The sequence below is a fragment of the Cnuella takakiae genome, assembly GCF_001953305.1.
In the GTDB taxonomy this organism is placed as follows: domain Bacteria; phylum Bacteroidota; class Bacteroidia; order Chitinophagales; family Chitinophagaceae; genus Flavisolibacter; species Flavisolibacter takakiae.
The window spans coordinates 1,487,818-1,504,637 of record NZ_MTFE01000010.1 but is presented as its reverse complement, the minus strand read 5'-3'; the positions used below and the strand labels follow the sequence as shown (position 1 = coordinate 1,504,637).

The 16,820-nt window shown below is 51.2% G+C and carries 14 protein-coding genes; 6 read left to right on the top strand and 8 right to left on the bottom strand.

What is annotated here, in order from left to right; genetic code table 11:
• The first annotated feature begins 150 nt into the window (after positions 1-150).
• Complete coding sequence (locus BUE76_RS06850) at positions 151-912, top strand: geranylgeranylglyceryl/heptaprenylglyceryl phosphate synthase (RefSeq protein ID WP_216820637.1); 762 nt, start codon at positions 151-153, stop codon at positions 910-912.
• A gap of 724 nt (positions 913-1,636) precedes the next feature.
• Here the strand turns inward: BUE76_RS06850 and BUE76_RS06845 are convergent.
• From BUE76_RS06845 to BUE76_RS06835, 3 genes are all read right to left on the bottom strand, one after another.
• Positions 1,637-2,917, bottom strand: a complete 1,281-nt coding sequence (locus BUE76_RS06845; protein WP_073040570.1) for a M20/M25/M40 family metallo-hydrolase — start codon at positions 2,915-2,917, stop codon at positions 1,637-1,639.
• Positions 2,918-3,145: 228 nt separating this feature from the next.
• Positions 3,146-3,889, bottom strand: coding sequence for a LytR/AlgR family response regulator transcription factor (locus BUE76_RS06840; protein WP_073040572.1), 744 nt, complete (start codon positions 3,887-3,889; stop codon positions 3,146-3,148).
• A 185-nt stretch (positions 3,890-4,074) separates the two neighbouring features.
• Positions 4,075-5,118: a sensor histidine kinase gene (locus BUE76_RS06835; RefSeq protein WP_073040574.1), complete on the bottom strand. Its 1,044-nt coding sequence runs from the start codon at positions 5,116-5,118 to the stop codon at positions 4,075-4,077.
• Between the two features lie 274 nt (positions 5,119-5,392).
• Between BUE76_RS06835 and dxs the strand changes: the two genes are divergently transcribed.
• Positions 5,393-7,318, top strand: a complete 1,926-nt coding sequence (gene dxs, locus BUE76_RS06830; protein WP_073040576.1) for a 1-deoxy-D-xylulose-5-phosphate synthase — start codon at positions 5,393-5,395, stop codon at positions 7,316-7,318.
• 106 nt (positions 7,319-7,424) lie between these two features.
• Entirely contained in the window at positions 7,425-8,513 is a 1,089-nt protein-coding gene (locus BUE76_RS06825; protein ID WP_073040578.1) for a hypothetical protein, read from the top strand.
• A 59-nt stretch (positions 8,514-8,572) separates the two neighbouring features.
• Here BUE76_RS06825 and BUE76_RS06820 read toward each other — a convergent pair whose 3' ends face one another.
• From BUE76_RS06820 to BUE76_RS06810, 3 genes are all read right to left on the bottom strand, one after another.
• Entirely contained in the window at positions 8,573-9,358 is a 786-nt protein-coding gene (locus tag BUE76_RS06820; protein ID WP_073040580.1) for a segregation and condensation protein A, read from the bottom strand.
• A 140-nt stretch (positions 9,359-9,498) separates the two neighbouring features.
• The gene (mscL, locus tag BUE76_RS06815; protein WP_073040583.1) at positions 9,499-9,882 is read right to left on the bottom strand and encodes a large conductance mechanosensitive channel protein MscL; all 384 of its coding nucleotides are present in this window, start codon (positions 9,880-9,882) and stop codon (positions 9,499-9,501) included.
• A 51-nt stretch (positions 9,883-9,933) separates the two neighbouring features.
• Entirely contained in the window at positions 9,934-10,677 is a 744-nt protein-coding gene (locus BUE76_RS06810) for a PPK2 family polyphosphate kinase (RefSeq protein ID WP_073040585.1), read from the bottom strand.
• 85 nt (positions 10,678-10,762) lie between these two features.
• Between BUE76_RS06810 and BUE76_RS06805 the strand changes: the two genes are divergently transcribed.
• Both BUE76_RS06805 and BUE76_RS06800 read left to right on the top strand, forming a co-directional pair.
• A complete protein-coding gene (locus BUE76_RS06805) occupies positions 10,763-11,644 on the top strand; it encodes a DMT family transporter (protein ID WP_073040587.1) in 882 nt (293 codons plus the stop codon).
• A 127-nt stretch (positions 11,645-11,771) separates the two neighbouring features.
• Positions 11,772-13,124 (top strand): glucoamylase family protein, encoded by a 1,353-nt coding sequence (locus BUE76_RS06800; protein ID WP_073040590.1) that lies wholly within the window; start codon positions 11,772-11,774, stop codon positions 13,122-13,124.
• 173 nt (positions 13,125-13,297) lie between these two features.
• On the opposite strand, the gene BUE76_RS06795 is transcribed toward BUE76_RS06800, so the two are convergent.
• On the bottom strand, positions 13,298-14,116 hold the full coding sequence (locus BUE76_RS06795) for a strictosidine synthase family protein (protein ID WP_073040592.1): 819 nt from the start codon (positions 14,114-14,116) through the stop codon (positions 13,298-13,300).
• Positions 14,117-14,317: 201 nt separating this feature from the next.
• Here BUE76_RS06795 and BUE76_RS06790 point away from each other — a divergent pair, with 201 nt between their 5' ends.
• Positions 14,318-15,379, top strand: coding sequence for an aldose epimerase family protein (locus tag BUE76_RS06790; protein WP_073040594.1), 1,062 nt, complete (start codon positions 14,318-14,320; stop codon positions 15,377-15,379).
• Between the two features lie 243 nt (positions 15,380-15,622).
• On the opposite strand, the gene galK is transcribed toward BUE76_RS06790, so the two are convergent.
• Positions 15,623-16,795: a galactokinase gene (gene galK, locus BUE76_RS06785; RefSeq protein WP_083596369.1), complete on the bottom strand. Its 1,173-nt coding sequence runs from the start codon at positions 16,793-16,795 to the stop codon at positions 15,623-15,625.
• Positions 16,796-16,820 lie beyond the last annotated feature (25 nt).

Here is a 16,820-nt window from a genome sequence, read left to right as displayed (position 1 = left end):
GCTTATCAAACGCCGCAAATTGAGGCCCTGCCGGCTACCGGAAAACCAAGCTAACTGGCGCTTGTTATCACCTCCAAAGCAGGTAAACTTCCGGCACCTAACCACAATGAGCAAAGTTTCGCACTTTTGCTGGCTTATAATCCGTTCCCCATGCCCCTCTACCCTGCTCTGATGCATTTAAAAGCGCAGCGGCGCAAAGCCCTGGCCGTGCTAGTCGACCCGGACAAGGCGGATGAGACGCACCTCTCCCGGTTGGTTGAACTGGCTGTTACAGCAGGTGTAGATTATTTCTTTGTGGGGGGCAGCCTCCTGCTTTCGGGCAGGCTTGAAGCAACCGTTCAGGCAATCAAGGTGCAATGCACCATTCCCGTAGTGCTCTTTCCCGGGGCGGCTACCCACCTCACCCCTGCTGCCGATGCCCTGCTCTACCTTTCCCTCATTTCGGGCCGCAATCCGGAGTTGCTGATCGGCCAGCAGGTACTGTCGGCACCGGGGGTAAAACGGAGCGGGTTGGAAGTGCTCTCCACCGGTTATATGCTGGTGGATGGCGGTGCACCTACTACCGTGTCTTATATCAGCAATACCACGCCCCTGCCCCATAACAAGTCTGATATTGCCGTAAGCACCGCCCTTGCCGGTGAGCTGCTGGGTATGAAATTGATTTTTATAGACGCCGGCAGCGGCGCCCCCCGGCCTGTGCCTACCGGGATGATCCATGCCGTTGCGGCACAAATAGGCATTCCCTTGGTAGTTGGCGGAGGGATCCGAACGCCTCAGCAGGCATACGACGCGGCAAAGGCCGGAGCCGATATTGTGGTAGTAGGAAATGTGTTGGAAGAGGTTCCAGAACTATTACCGGAGTTGGCAGCGGCGGTTAACCAAGCCAGCGGGCATTTAGTTGGTGCTGGATAATAGCAAATCTTCAAGGGGGCCCAAAAACCGTTGAAACGGTTTTCTGCCACTCGGATTGTTTCTGTCCCACGGTTGAAACCGTGGGCTAAAAACGAAACCGTGGGCTAAAAACCTTGTACCATAAAGGACAACGAACACCAAAAAAGGAACCTTCAACGCCAAACCCTTAACCCCAAACCCTAAACCTATACTTGTCCCTACCTTCTCCCTACTATATCCCTAGTATGTCCCCACCTTGTTCCCAGTTTACCGTAAAAGTGGGAAGAGCCAAAGCATATAACAAGAAAGGGTACCGTTGCGGATACCCCTTCTCTTATTAAGCATATTTCGCTACCGGATCAATTAAGTTTCATACAACCGTACACTTCCAGGTGATAAGAATGTTTTGGCGTGGTTCAAAAACAATTGGCATCCTTTAAAAACTTGGCATGCCGACGTCGCGCCATCTCCTTCTGCTATCGGACACTTCGGTGGTTGGGAGGATGCCTTAACAGGTTCGGCACGACAGTGTTCACGGGGTTTGTCATGCTGACGTATGGCAGCATCTCCTTACACCTTCGGGTATTTGTTTACAAAAGGGGATGCCGAAACAAGTTCGGCATGACAGCTGTTGCGGTTAACAAGAACCTAATACCTGACAAGGTTCGGGTATGTACCAGCAATAAACCTTTTTGGATTAAGCTAGCCTTGCAGCTAAAAGCTTGCAGCTTTCCCAACAATGGAATTACCGCTTCAGGTCTTCCTGCTTCACCCTCGAAGGGCTATCTTTTCCGGAAATAATGGATGCGCTGCTCTTGGCAATGGCTTCAATGATGGCAGCCATATTATCCATATCAAGCGTTTCTACTTCATCATCCACAGTGTGGTAAAACTTCTCACTGTCCATTTTGGAAGTGGAAATGGTATGCGCGGGCACACCCAGGCGGGCGAGGGTGGCATTGTCGGAGCGGTAAAACAATTGCTGGTCGGGGTAAGGATCGGGATGGAAGGTAAAGCCCGTGCCCTCCAGGTTGCGCTGGAGGATGGCACCCATATCGGTTTTTTCAAAACCGGTGATATAAGCCGAGTTTTTGCCCCACTTGCTTTCGGTACCAATCATTTCAATGTTGAACATGGCCGCAACTTTAGCTGGGTCGAACTGGCGGGAGAAATAAGTAGCGCCAAAACCACCCACTTCTTCGGCGGTAAAGGCCGCAAACACCAGGGTGCGCTCATTGTTGTTCTGCTTTTTAAAATGGTTGGCCAGCATGATCACTGCGGTAGTACCGGCGGCATCATCGTTGGCGCCATTGTAGATAGAGTCGCCGTTTACAGCCTTACCCAACCCCAGGTGGTCGTAATGACCGGAGAAGATCACCTGCTCCGCTTTTTTGGCCTTGCCGGGAAGGATGCCCACCACGTTGGCCATACGGGTTTCTTCAAAGCTATGCGTAGCCTTTACCGAATAAGCGGAAGGCTTGTCGGCAGTGAGCATAAATACCACGTTGGGTGTACCCTGGAACAGTTGGCGCTTCAGCGACTGGAGGCGGGGGAAGGTTTTGGCAAAAGAAGTATCAATTAATACCACTGCATTTTTTCCGCCCTGTAGGGCACCCATCACCTTACCCGAAAGGTCGTCGCCGGCACTTACTGTTACCGTTTCATAACCGGAAGCCTGGGTGAGTGCTACCTCGGGCTGGGTGGTTACTACAATTACGTTGCGGCTATCGAAGGCGGCGCCATTTACGGTAGCTTCCAGCCCAAGGAACTTGGGCTTAAATACCGAAAAAGACTGCAGGTAGCTGCCATTAGCTACGGGCTGCAAACCAGCCTTCTTGAATTCAGCAGCAATGAAAGCAGCGGCCTTGTCGCTGCCGGGAGTGCCTGCACGGCGGCCCTGCATGCTGTCGCTTGCCAGCACCGACTCGATGCGGCGCACCTCTGCCACGTTGATCAACTTGCTATTCGTTTGCGCACAGGCAAGGGTACCGGAGGCCAGGAGGAGGCCCAGAAATATTCTTTTCATAAGTAAATATAGGGGCCGCACTGGCCAGGCCACTTTTTAGAAGCTCCTAAATTAAGGGTTCTTGCCAGTGGCCCGGCCAATGAGCGGCCTTCAAGATTACTTGATTACTATAAACGATTGATTGTTGGTAGGGAAACCGGGTGCAATGGGATGAATAACTGGCCGGGCCACCGGCAAGAAACAGGCAGTTCGGAGCCGCTGCCAGCTGGCCGGGCCGCTTTTAGCCAATTACAGCGACATCATCTCCTTGAATTTCACCGTTTGCCTGCGGCTCACTTCCACCTTCTCGCCGCCTTTCAGTTCCAGCAGCAGGCCGCCATTAAAGTAAGGTTCGATCTTTTCGATCAGGCGCAGGTTCACGATGTGTTTGCGGTTGGCCCGGAAAAACACCTTTTCATCCAGCCGCTCTTCCAGGGCATTGAGCGATTTAAGAATAAGGGGTTTGTTGTTGCCAAAGAACACCTTGGCATAGTTGCCCACACTTTCAAACAGGCGGATATCGGACAGCTTTACAAACCAGCAGCGCTCACCGTCTTTTACAAATACCTGGTCGTTCTCGCCCAGCAGGCTGCGGTTTTCGCCCGGTACCGACAAATGCGTATGTCCGTTGCCGTTTCCTTCGCCATTGTGCAGCTTGTGTACGGCATCGGCGAGGCGCTTGGGCTCGATGGGCTTCAGCAGGTAGTCGAGGGCATTTACCTCGAAGGCCTTCAGCGCATATTCATCATAGGCCGTGGTAAAGATTACCTGGGGCGAGCGGTCCAGTTCGGAAAGCAGGTCAAAACCTGTTTTGCCCGGCATTTGAATGTCCAGGAAAATGATATCGGGGTTATGGCTTTCGATGCGGGCCAGCCCCTCGTCGGCATTGGCGGCTTCGTCCACCACTTCTATTTCGGGGAAATCCTGGAGCATACGGCGCAGTTCGAGGCGGGCAAGGCGTTCGTCGTCGATGATGATTGCTTTGAGGCTCATATAGTTGGTTTATGCAGTGTTATTGGTGAATAGGCAATGGTGAATAGTGAGTAGTTAGACGATTGGAGGAGGATTTAAGTTACTATCGTAAAAGATGTTTATACCAGATAAATAAAAGCCTGATTGAATATAATGAGCTCTCAAATTCACTATTCACTATTCACCATTGCCCATTGACGCTTTACTTAATTAAGCGGAATCAACACCCTGGCCTCCACCACTTCGGGTTCGGCCTGCCTGATTTCGAAGCGGGCCTTCTCGCCATACAATAGTTGCAGGCGGTCGCGGGTACTGCTCAATCCAAAACCGCCGCTTTTTGAAGTACCGCCATTGAACACCCCCGAATTGCGTACGATCAGTTCGTGGAAATTATCCTTGTAATCGGAAGTCACCTCCACAATACCACCAGCCACCTGTTTGGAAATCCCATGCTTGATGGCATTCTCCACCAGGGTTTGCAGCATCATGGGCGGCACGGGCTGGTTGAGGGTAGCATCGTCAACTTTGTAGTCGATCCGCAGGCGGTCTTCAAAACGCATATGCTCCAGGGCCAGGTAGTCCTTTACAATTCTTAGTTCGTCCTTAAACGCAATGGTTTCACCTTTCTCGGCGCTGAGGCTGCTGCGCAAAATATTACTAAGCTCCGTTACGGCCCGGCGGGCACGCGGCGGGTCGAGGTCGATCAGCGAACGGATGCCATTGAGGGCATTGAAAATAAAATGCGGGTTGATATGCGCCTTGATGGTTTTGAGTTCCAGCTCTTTTACCAGTGCCTCCAGCTTGATGGTATCCATCTGCTGCTTGCGGCTCTTCTGCACATAATGGTACATAAAGTAAATGAGGTTCCAGATCAGGAACAGCGGCAACACCATGCTGAAATTAATGATAAACAGCATGTGAAAGGGCTTGTCCTTATTGGCACCGGAGCGCAGGTCGCAGATGATCTCAAAAGGTGTTTGCACCAGGGCCCACAGCAAACCAAAGATGATGGTGAGCATGATAAAGATCACGATCTGGTGCTGGAGCTTGCGCATCAGCAGGCCCACTTTGTGGATCACCTCCCGCATCAGGTGGGTAAAAAGAATGCCGATTTCCACGAAAAAAACCAGGCGGAACAGCATGCGGGTGCTGAACATATTAAATACCAGGGAAAAGAAAATATTGATCAGGGCAAACACACCCCATCCCAACAACTGAAAGGTCCAATAACGCGACAAGGATGGTTTCATACTGTAAAGCTAAATGGGTGGCCAGGCACAATGGAAGCCTAATTTATCAGCGGGTGCTGGCTTATCCAAATGGAAAAATAAGACAGTTGCGGTAGATTCCCAGCCAACAGCAGTAAAGCATGCCAGTATTCGAGGGAGCAGGGCTTTGTCAACCGGCGATCTGTTGTCCATGGAAACAACTAAAAGCTACACGGTTTGTTAAACGTTGAACCGGGATGCACTTTGCGGTCATCCCCGCTAAAACAGTTACTTTTACGCCTTCAAATCGTACTCCATGCACATCGAACCCGGAAGCCTGCTCAAAACCATCAACAGCCCCGAGGACCTTAAAAAGGTACCGCGGGAGCAACTGCACCAGGTGTGTGATGAACTGCGTCAATATATTATTGATGTGGTAAGCGTGCACGGCGGTCATTTTGCGGCCTCTTTGGGCGTGGTGGAGCTGTCCGTTGCGCTTCATTATGCTTACAACACGCCTTACGACCAGCTGGTATGGGACGTAGGCCACCAGGCTTATGGCCATAAAATACTTACCGGCCGCAGGGATGCATTTCCCTCCAACCGCAAATACAAAGGCCTGAGCGGTTTTCCCAAACGTAGCGAAAGTGAATATGACACCTTCGGCGTGGGCCACTCTTCTACTTCCATCTCGGCTGCGTTGGGTATGGCCATGGCCGCCAAGTACAAGGGCGAGACCGATCGCAAAGCGGTAGCCGTGATCGGCGATGGCTCTATGACTGCCGGTATGGCCTTCGAAGCCATGAACCACGCAGGTGTTGCCGACAGCGACGTACTGATCATCCTCAACGACAACTGCATGAGCATCGACCCCAACGTGGGTGCGCTCAAGGCATACCTCACCGATATTTCCACTTCGCACACCTACAACAAGCTGCGCGATGATGTTTGGAAAATCTTGGGCAAGCTGCCCATCGGCAAGCGCTTTACCCGCGAGATGGCCTCCAAGCTGGAAGCCGGCATCAAGGGCATGGTCAACAAAAGCAGCAACCTTTTTGAGGCGCTCAACCTGCGCTACTTCGGTCCCATTGACGGGCACAACATCACTAAGCTGGTGGATACCCTGAAAGACCTGCGCGACATTCCCGGTCCCAAGCTCCTGCACATCGTTACCGTAAAAGGTAAGGGCTATGCCCTGGCGGAAAAAGACCAGACCAAGTGGCATGCACCCGGCCTTTTCGACAAGATCACCGGTGAGATCTACAAAAAGAAATTTGACACACCCCAGCCGCCCAAATACCAGGATGTATTTGGCCACACCATCATTGAACTGGCTGAGCATAACAAGAAGATTTTTGGCATCACGCCGGCCATGCCCAGTGGCTCCTCGCTGAAGTTTATGATGGAAAAGATGCCCGACCGCGCTTTCGACGTGGGCATTTGCGAGCAGCATGCCGTTACGGTTAGTGCCGGTATGGCCACGCAGGGGATGCGGGTGTTCTGTAATATCTATTCTTCGTTCATGCAGCGCGCCTTCGACCAGGTGGTGCACGATGTAGCCATCCAAAAGCTGCCCGTAGTGCTCTGCCTTGACCGGGCCGGCCTGGTGGGCGAAGACGGACCTACGCACCATGGCGCCTACGATATTCCTTATTTCCGTTGCATCCCGAATATGGTCATTTCTGCCCCGATGAACGAGCAGGAACTGCGCAACCTGATGTACACCGCCCAGTTGGAAAGCACCGAACTGCCTTTCGTGATCCGCTATCCCCGCGGCGAAGGCATGCTATCGGACTGGCGCAAACCTTTTGAGGAGATTACCATTGGCAAAGGCCGCAAGCTGCGCGATGGTAAAGATGTAGCCATCCTTTCCTTTGGCCATCCCGGCAATTTTGCCGCCGCCGCCATCCGCGAGCTGCGGGGCGAGGGCATTACACCGGCGCACTTCGATATGCGTTTTGCAAAGCCGCTCGATGAAGAGCTGCTGCACGAAGCGCTCACCAACTACGAACGCATTGTTACTGTTGAAGACGGTACTGTTGTAGGCGGATTTGGTTCGGCCATCCTCGAGTTCATGCAACAGCATGGCTATAAAAATGAGGTGCGCATACTGGGTATCCCCGACCGCCTGGTAGAACATGGCACCCTTAAAGAGCTGCACCACGAGTGCGGCTACGACGCAGCAGCCATAGCAGCCGAAGTGCGTTCGCTTACCACCTCCAATATGGCCGAGGCTATATAATATATTTTTTACCCATATTAATTGCTTATCCTGAACCCTAGGTTTGATTTTTTAAATTAATTTGGAAGTCGGCATTTTTGCAATGCCGACTTCCAAACTAAAGGCTGTGATAAATATCGAAACCAAAGCCCTTCCTTTAACCATGACCTTCCGCATGCAACTACGCAGTTTTGCCCGGGCTGTGTTGCTCCGCTGGGTACAATTCAAACATCCTGGTCTTAGGGCAGACCTTAGCTCTATGATCCGGGATAATCTATTTGCCCGGTTGCTTCAGGGAAAATATATTGTTCAGGACTACCTGCAGAAAAGACCATATAAAATCATCAAGTACCACGGCGAGTTTCAGCAGGAACTCTTATTTACACTCCCTTTTGCTTATTGGCACCATTTGAATGGCACGCTGCGCCAAACCATTTCCTGCAACGGAACCAAAGACCTTTACTTTTTTAGCCCCGAACACCTGGAGCGGTTTGATAAAAGAACCCTGAGCGGTACTACTTCCGCCTTTCACATTCCCAACATGACGCATAGCAACCGGTATAGCTATCGCAAATGGCGCCAGGTACCTTTAAAAAAGCAGTACGCCAACAACATATTTGTATTTGAAAAGCCGGTACTGGTAATAGCCAACAAATACAATAAAGAATGGAGCCTTCCGCCCATTAATTATTTCGACCCTGCTATCCTGAAGGAAATCATTACGTTATGCCAGGACAAGTTTCAAATCATTTACAACCGGCCTTTGCCCAAACATATTGTAGAAGACAACAGTGAAATTTTCGACCTGCAGGAACATGAGTGGATCCGCCAGTCTTTTCCCGGGGTTATCCTGCTGGATGATCTTTATCATAAACACAGCGAACAGGTGAACAGCTTCAATCACCTGCAATTGATGGTTTATGCCAATACCAACCATTTTATTTCGGTACATGGGGGCACAGCTGCACTGGCGTCCTATTTTGGAGGCACCAATATCATTCTTTCCAATCCTAATTATGGCAGGGAGACCTTATTGGGCGAGTACAAAACCATATTTCCCCGGCTATCCGGAGCCAGGATCCTGCATGCCCATTTCAGGGAAGACATTCCAGCTTTGATAGAGCAGCACTTCCTATCAAACCACGCCAGCTATCTGTCGCAGAAGACAAATCAGAAAGCTGGCTTAAGCCAGCCAAAGCCGCAGAACTTAATGTAGCTATTGCGCAGATACAGCCGGCAAATAACTCACCGGCATGCTGTTTACCCTTTTACAATTTATAGCAAGCGCATGTGCTCTTCATCGGTGAGCCCTGCTTCGGTTTCGTTGTATTCTACAATGAAGTTGTTGCGCCCATCGCCTACCAGAATGCGGAAATAATGCTGTTGCGCCAGCTCCAGCATCGAAAGAAAGGTAAAGATGGCGTGTACCCGGTTCTCTACTTCCTCAAAGATTTTTTCAAAAGAAACGGTGCGGTGGCTTTGTACATAAGAGATCATGGAAGCTTTAGTGGTTTCCATGCTGTAGGTGTACTGCACAACAGTATGTACCGGCTTGTTGAAGCGCTCCTGGTATTTGCTCATCACCCGCTCAAAAGCCTTCATCAATTTGAACATGGTGATGGCCTGTATTTCGGTTCCCTCGCCGGCTTCGGCGCCGATATGATTCAGTTCTTTTTGGATATTCCCACGTTTTACCAACAGCAGGCGCTCGGCCTCCTGCAGGGCCAGCTCGGCAGCGGCCTCCTTGTACTTTTTGTATTCCAGGATCTTATCCACCAGTTCCTGCCGGGGATCAATCTCGTTGCCTTGCGCATCCAGCTCCTTGCGGGGCAGGAGCATCTTGGCCTTGATGCGCATCAGGGTGGAAATAAAAAGAATGAACTCGCTGGAGAGCTCAATATTCAACTCCTCCTGGCTATGGATATAATCCATAAAGTCGGAGATGATGCGGGTAATGGGAATATTATAGATATCCAGTTCGTCGCGTTCGATGAAGAACAACAAAAGGTCAAAAGGACCTTCAAACTGGGGTAGGTTAATCTGATAGGTGGTATTGCTCACGGATGCAAGTTAAGACAGAAAAGACAGGAAAGACGGCACAAACGGTAAAGACCGGAATGTGTCCGGTCAATGCCAATGCGGGTCTTTTCCTTCCCTTTTGCCCGGTGCGGGCATCCTATATACGCTATGTTGTCCGAACCTTATTGTTTCAGGTTGTCGCGGATTTCAGTCAGCAGTTTTTCACTGAGGGTGAGTTCGGGTATTGCCGGTGCGGCCACTTCGGCGGCTTTTTTCCGCTGCATCCGGTTGATAGCCTGAATCAGGAAAAACAGCACCAGGGCTACAATCAAAAACTTGATTACGGCTGCCAGGAACTTGCCGTATTTCACAGCGCCCCAGGAAAGTTTTTCCAGGTCTTCTACATTGGCTGCTTCAAGTGCCGGCTTCAGCAATAGCGGGGTCACCACATCATCTACCAGCGAAGAAACGATGGCCGTGAATGCAGCACCCAGGATTACGGCAACGGCGAGATCCACGATATTGCCTTTAACGGCAAACTCTTTAAACTCTTTGACAAATCCCATGGTATAAATTTTACCTATTCAAGATAGGTCCTGCCAGTGCATTTTGCAAAGTCAGGATTGTTTTATTAAAGGATATTTCATGTCCAGGGCCCGCAATGCTTCCACAACCGCGCGGGCAACATAGTATTCCTTATACCAGTTTTTGTCGGCCGGAACAATATGCCAGGAGGGCTGGGCGCAGTTGGCAAAAACCTCCTCATACATCCGCATATATTGGGTGCGAAGGGAAGCCTCCTTTTCATCGTTGGCATTGTACTTCCACATTTTGCGCGGGTCCTGGATGCGTTCTTTCAGCCGCTTCGACTGTTCTTCGGCAGAAACATGGAGGTAGAACTTCAGTATAACGGTTTGACTGTGTTCCTGCAGCAGGCGCTCGAAATCGTTGATGGCGGCAAACCGTTTTCCGGCGGTTGCATCATCGATCATTCCGTGTACCCTGGTCACCAGCACATCTTCGTAATGCGAGCGGTTGAACACCTGTATCATCCCCCGCTCCGGCACATGGCGGTGGATACGCCACAAGAAGTCGTGGGCCAGCTCCTCTTCAGTGGGTGCTTTGAAGGGTTGCACCCGCACACCTTGCGGATTGAGGTTGCCAAATACATCACGGATAAGCCCATCCTTACCACTGGCATCCATACCCTGTAGTACTACCAGCAATGCATGTTTGCGGCTGGCGTACAGCAGGTTTTGCAATTCGTCTAACTCCTGCAGGAGGGCTTTGATGGCAACCTTGCTGGTTTCCTTGTCGGCACTTTCAGGCGGCAGGGTATCTATTTCATTGAGCTGGTACATAAAGAAAAAATTGGGTAATGCTGAACGGATGTGTAAAACACCGTCATGTCATGCAAGTCTATTGCCGCACATTTGCACATAAGGTATGCAAAAGCAAAGGGTCGTAAACTGGGTAATTTTCGGGGTCTTATCCCTGATATGGGGTAGTTCCTTTATCCTGATGAAGGTGAGCAAGGAAGGACTGAACGGCATGCAGATCGGTGCCCTGCGCATCTTTTTCGCAGGGTTGGTGTTTATGCCCATGGCCCTTGTACACCTGAAAAACTTTACGCTGCGCACCTTTTTGCTGGCCCTGCTTTCCGGTACTTTGGGCAACCTGCTGCCGGCATTTTTGTTTGCCATTGCCATCGACCACCAGATAGACTCCTCGCTGGCGGGTATCCTCAATTCGCTTACACCCCTGCTGGTGATCCTGCTGGGCATTTTATTTTTCCGCACTCCTGTACCCCGCAATAAGCTGGTGGGGGTATCCATTGGATTTGCCGGGCTGCTGCTGTTGTCCTTTTCCAAAGGCGGCATTTCGCTTCAAAATGCGGGTTATGCTGCTTTGATCTTTATCGCCACCCTGATGTATGCGCTCAACATTCACCTGGTCACCCGTTTTCTGAAAGGCATCAACCCCTTGCACTTAGCCAGTGTTTCGCTGGCAGGTGTGGGACTGGCTGCCGGTGCAGTAGCATGGCAGCAAAACAGCCTTGCAGGCTGGAGCAGCAGTGAAGCCACGCGTTGGTCGGTGGGGGCCACCGCCCTGCTGGGCATCATCGGCAGCGCCTTTGCAACGGTGCTGTACTATGCCCTGATCAAAAGAGCCGGCGGGTTGTTTGCCTCCCTGGTCACCTATGGCATACCGGTAATAGCCATCGGCTGGGGCGTGGTGGCAAAAGAACCGGTAACCATTTTACAGGTAGCCTGCCTGGCCCTGATACTGGGTGGCGTGTGGGTTGCCAACCGGAAGGCGGGCACTTGAAATGCTTAACGCTTTTTACCACGAACAAATAGCAAGGGCCAGCTGGACAAAGTTTTGCAGGTAAAAAAAATTGCAACTGCTTACCATATCATCCGATGTTTGTATTTCCTAACGAAACACGCTAACGATGCTGCGATTCCTTCCCTTATTCCTCCTGCTGTTTGCCTGCAATAAACCATTGACCGCGCAAAAGAAAAGCCGGAACAATACGCCGGTTTTCAATGCCGCCAACCGGCCGCGCAACCTGTCTGATACGGCACTGGTGGAGTTGGTGCAAAAACAAACCTTCCGCTACTTCTGGGACTTTGCCCACCCGGTGTCGGGCATGGCCAGGGAGCGCAGCAATGCCAGCTTTGGCTACGGCGATGAAGTGGTAACAACAGGCGGTACCGGCTTTGGTGTGATGGCCATCATTGTGGCTGCGGAAAGAGGATGGGTAACCAGGGATACGGCGGCCCGCCACCTGCGCAAGCTGGTGAACTTTTTATGGAAAGCCGATGCCTACCACGGCGTATACCCGCACTGGCTGAACGGCGCTACCGGCAAGACCATTGCGTTTAGCCGCAAGGATGATGGCGGCGACCTGGTGGAAACGGCCTTCCTGATGCAGGGACTGCTTTGTGTGCGCCAGTACTTCAACCAGGACAATCCCATAGAGCAGGATATCCGCAATAAGATCAACTGGATGTATGGCGAACTGGAATGGGACTGGTACACCCGCGAGGGACAGGAAGTACTGTACTGGCACTGGAGCCCCAACAACGGGTGGGCCATGAACTTTCCTTTGCGCGGGTACAACGAAACCCTCATTACCTATGTGCTGGCGGCTGGTGCGGAACGCTACCCTGTACCTGCCAGTGTGTACCACCGCGGCTGGGCACAAAGCAATTTTTTTAAAAACGGCAAGACCTTTTATGGCCACAAACTGCCACTTGGGTTTGACTATGGCGGACCACTGTTCTTTGCGCATTATTCCTTCGTTTGCCTTGATCCCAGGGGGCTCAAAGACCAGTATGCCGATTACTGGGAACAGAACCGCAACCATACCCTGATCAACCGGGCCTATTGTTTAGAGAACCCCAGGAAGTGGAAAGGCTATGGCCCGCAAAGCTGGGGGCTTACCGCATCTGATAACCACCAGGGTTATGGCGCACATTCGCCTTCCGAAGACCTGGGCGTGATCACGCCAACCGCGGCACTCTCCTCTTTCCCCTATACCCCTGCCTATTCGATGCAGGCCCTCCGTCATTTTTATGACGACCTGGGAGATAAGATCTGGAGTGAATACGGATTTGTTGATGCATTCAACGAAACCGCTAACTGGTATGCCAACTCGCACCTGGCCATTGACCAGGGGCCCATTGTTGTGATGATGGAAAACTACCGCACCGGACTGTTGTGGAACCTCTTTATGAGTTGCCCGGAAGTGAAGCGCGGGTTGAAGAAGTTGGGCATGGAAAGCAGTACACACACCCAGTAACCACCCCCTGTCCCCCTAAAGGGGGAACTTAGGTAATACAACCCTATAATAACAGCGCCGCTCCAAAGCAGAGGGGCGCTGTTATTATAACAACTTAATTCTAAAGCAATTCGCAGAATGGGCGGGCATTCCGGCCTAAGTTCCCTCCTTTAGGGGGACAGGGGGTATGGTTTTTACTTCAGCTTATAAGCCACCACATTCTTGGCCATAAAGGTGGGTACATAAATGATCCGCTCTTTGGCATCATAGCCGATATCGGCGGTATTCTTTTTTTGCTCCCGTGTGTCAAGCATGGGCGTAACGGTACCATCCTTTGTGATGTAATAAACCACGCCGCCCCAGATGGAAGTAATGAGGTCGCCATTGCCTACAGGTTCGATGCCATCACCACCTGAAGGCATGGTAGCTACCACTTGGGTTTGCTTGCCGTCTTTGGTCTTGAGCACATCGTTGGACGTGCAGATATAGAGTTCGTTGTTGGTCCATAAGAGGCCATTAACACCTTTGAGTCCTTCAATTACCAACTCAGGATTACCGTTTGTTATGCGGTGTACTTTTCCCAGCCTTGAGTCTGACACGTATACAGCGCCATTTGCACCAAGGGTAATATCGTTCAATCCCTGGGCGCCTGCAATGGGTATCCGCTTTTCGATGGCACTGCGCTTGACATCTATCACCACTACCTCGCCCATGTCGGCCACATAGAGTTTGCCATTGTGGAGCGCCATGCCTTTGGGTGCGTTTAGCCCGCTTACCCAGTTGCTGTTGATGATCTTTCCCTTCCGGTTCAATACGGCAATATGGCCTCTGCCATCAGCTTCCCATGGCGAGCCGTCTATCAGTGAAACATACAGCAGGTCCTGTCCTGCAACAGGCAATACCGATTCGGGGATAGCCAGCGTAGTATCGCTTTCCCATAATTTTTCCATGCTGTGCTGCGCCTGCGATTGCAGGGTGAAGCTAAGGGCGAGGCCAAAGAGGAGTTGTTTCATATTGGCATGTTTTATTTGCTATGGCTTAAAGATAATGGCCTGAGCGATGCCCGCTTGATGTAGCGAACAACTATGTTGAAAGGAAGGTGGAAACATAACTGAAGACTGGTAAATAAAATGCGGTAGCGCAATGCTGTTGGCATCAGAAACTGGTAGCGGCTTTTTCCCTAATTTCCCCGTTCATATAAAAGCAGCTTACACATGGACGCAGCAGTAGCATTGCCCGCAAAAGAAGGTTTTCAGCAACAAAAGGATGGAAAACAGGTGGACCTTTTCTACCTGCACAATGGCAGGCTGCAGGCCGCTTTTACCAACTATGGCGCAAGACTGGTAAGCCTGCTGGCACCTGATAAAAACGGCGTTTTACGCGATGTGGTATTGGGCCTCGACAGCCTGCAGGCTTATGAAGCCGCACGCTCTTCTTTTTTGGGCGCAACGGTTGGCCGTTATGCCAACCGCATTGCCAAAGGCAGGTTTTCCCTTGATGGCCATGACTACGCGCTGGCAACCAACCTGGGTGAACACCACCTGCATGGCGGCATTGAAAATTTTCAGGAAAAAGTATGGGAAGCTACCCAGCCCGATGCTGCAACCATTGTGTTCCGCTACCACTCGCCCGATGGCGAAGAAGGCTACCCGGGAAATATGGATATTGAAGTAAGCTACCAGCTTACCGGTAACAACGAACTGCAAGCAAGCTTCAAAGCTACCACCAATAAACCTACCGTGGTGAACCTCACCAACCATGCTTATTTCAACCTGAATGGTCAGGGCAGCGGTTCCATATTAAACCACCGCCTGCAGATAAATGCAGATTATATTACTGAAACGGATGCCTTTGCCATTCCTACCGGTGTGCTGCTGCCTGTTGCCGGCACCCCCTTCAACTTCCTGGAGCCGCATACCATTGGCGAAAGGGTAAACGACCCGCATCCGCTGATCCAGTTTGGGCACGGCTACGACCACAACTTTGTATTGCGGAAGGAAAAAGAAAATACCCGCTCCTTTGCCGCCCGCGTCATTGGTGAACAAAGCGGTATAGTGCTGGAAGTGGAAACCACCGAGCCCGGTGTACAGTTGTATGGCGCCAATTTCATGAAGGGCACTGTTCGGCTGCGCAGTGGCGCCATGGATGAAAAGAACAGCGGCTTCTGCCTTGAAACCCAGCACTTCCCCGACTCGCCTAATCATGCGCACTTCCCTACTACAAGGTTGAACCCGGGTGAGGTGTTTGAATCGGTGACGGTGTTCCGGTTTTTGTAAGTGGTGAGTGGTGAGTGAATTTATTAAGGTATGAAGGGAACTTGAAAGTTATAGCGTCTGTCATGCCGAACTTGTTTCGGCATCTCCTTCTTTTCTCGGAGTTTGCGAAAGCAGGGGGGATGCCGAAACAAGTTCGGCATGACAGGTTCCAAATAGAAAAGCCGGCACATGATTGCCGGCTTTTCTATTGATGTACATTAAAACTTTTGTTATAAAAACTCATTACTCATCATTCATCACTCATTACGGCCTGCTGATCACCGAAGTGCCATCTTCCACCTGCGCTACATAAGCTGTAAGGTCCATGCCCATACCATCTTTATAGGCCTTGGTAGCCGATGCAATCAGGTCTTCGATCGCTTCTTCTTTTACCAGGTTGATGGTACAGCCGCCAAAGCCGCCACCCATCATACGGGCACCCAGCACTGCGGGATTGTTGCGCACATGATCGACCAGGAAGTCCAGCTCTTTGCAGCTTACTTCATATTGTTTGCTCAATCCATCATGGGTTGCAAACATCTTTTGTCCCAGGTCTTCCAGGTGGCCGTTGCGCAGGTCTTCGCAACCTGCCTGCAGGCGCTGGATTTCTTCGATCACATAACGGCAGCGTTTGTCCACAACCTTGCTCCTGGGTGCTACATGCTGGTCCAGCATCTCAAGTGTAGCATCGCGCAGGCTATGCACTTCAGGATGCTGTTCTTTGATCCAGGCTACACCCTGCTCGCATTCCTGCCTGCGGGTATTGTATTCGGAGGAAGCCAGGGAGTGGTTTACATTGGTATTAAGCAATACGATGCGCACACCTTCCATATTCAGGGGCACATATTCGTACTCCATGCTGCGGCAATCCAGTTTGATCACATGGTTCTTCTTGCCAAAAACAGAGGCAAACATATCCATGATGCCTACCCGAACACCAGCATAAGTATGCTCGGCTTTCTGGGCAATATCGGTGATCTCGCGGCGCGCTACGCCCAGGCCAAACAGTTCGCTGAGGGCCATGGTTGCAGCGCACTCCACAGCCGCTGAAGAGGAAAGCCCGGCGCCGATAGGTACATCGCCGTCAAATACCAGGTTGAAGCCGCCCAGTTTATAACCGCGCTTCTGCAGTTGATCTACCACGCCAAGGATATAGTTGGCCCAGCCCCGGGTGGGGTGTACATCCGAAAGCGTGGTGGTATGGCTCTGGCCAAACTCACGGGAGAAAAGCTTAATGGTATCGTCGTCCCTTTTGCCGATGGCTACATAAATGGCCTTGTCAATGGCTGCAGGCAATACAAAACCCTCGTTGTAATCGGTGTGCTCGCCAATGATGTTTACCCGTCCCGGCGAACGTACCACCAGGGGTTCGGTGCCGTAGGCTTCACGAAAAGTAGCGGCCACAGCCGCAACGTTGAAAGGGTTTGATTGTACCATGATGTTGTTTACTGTAAAAAATATA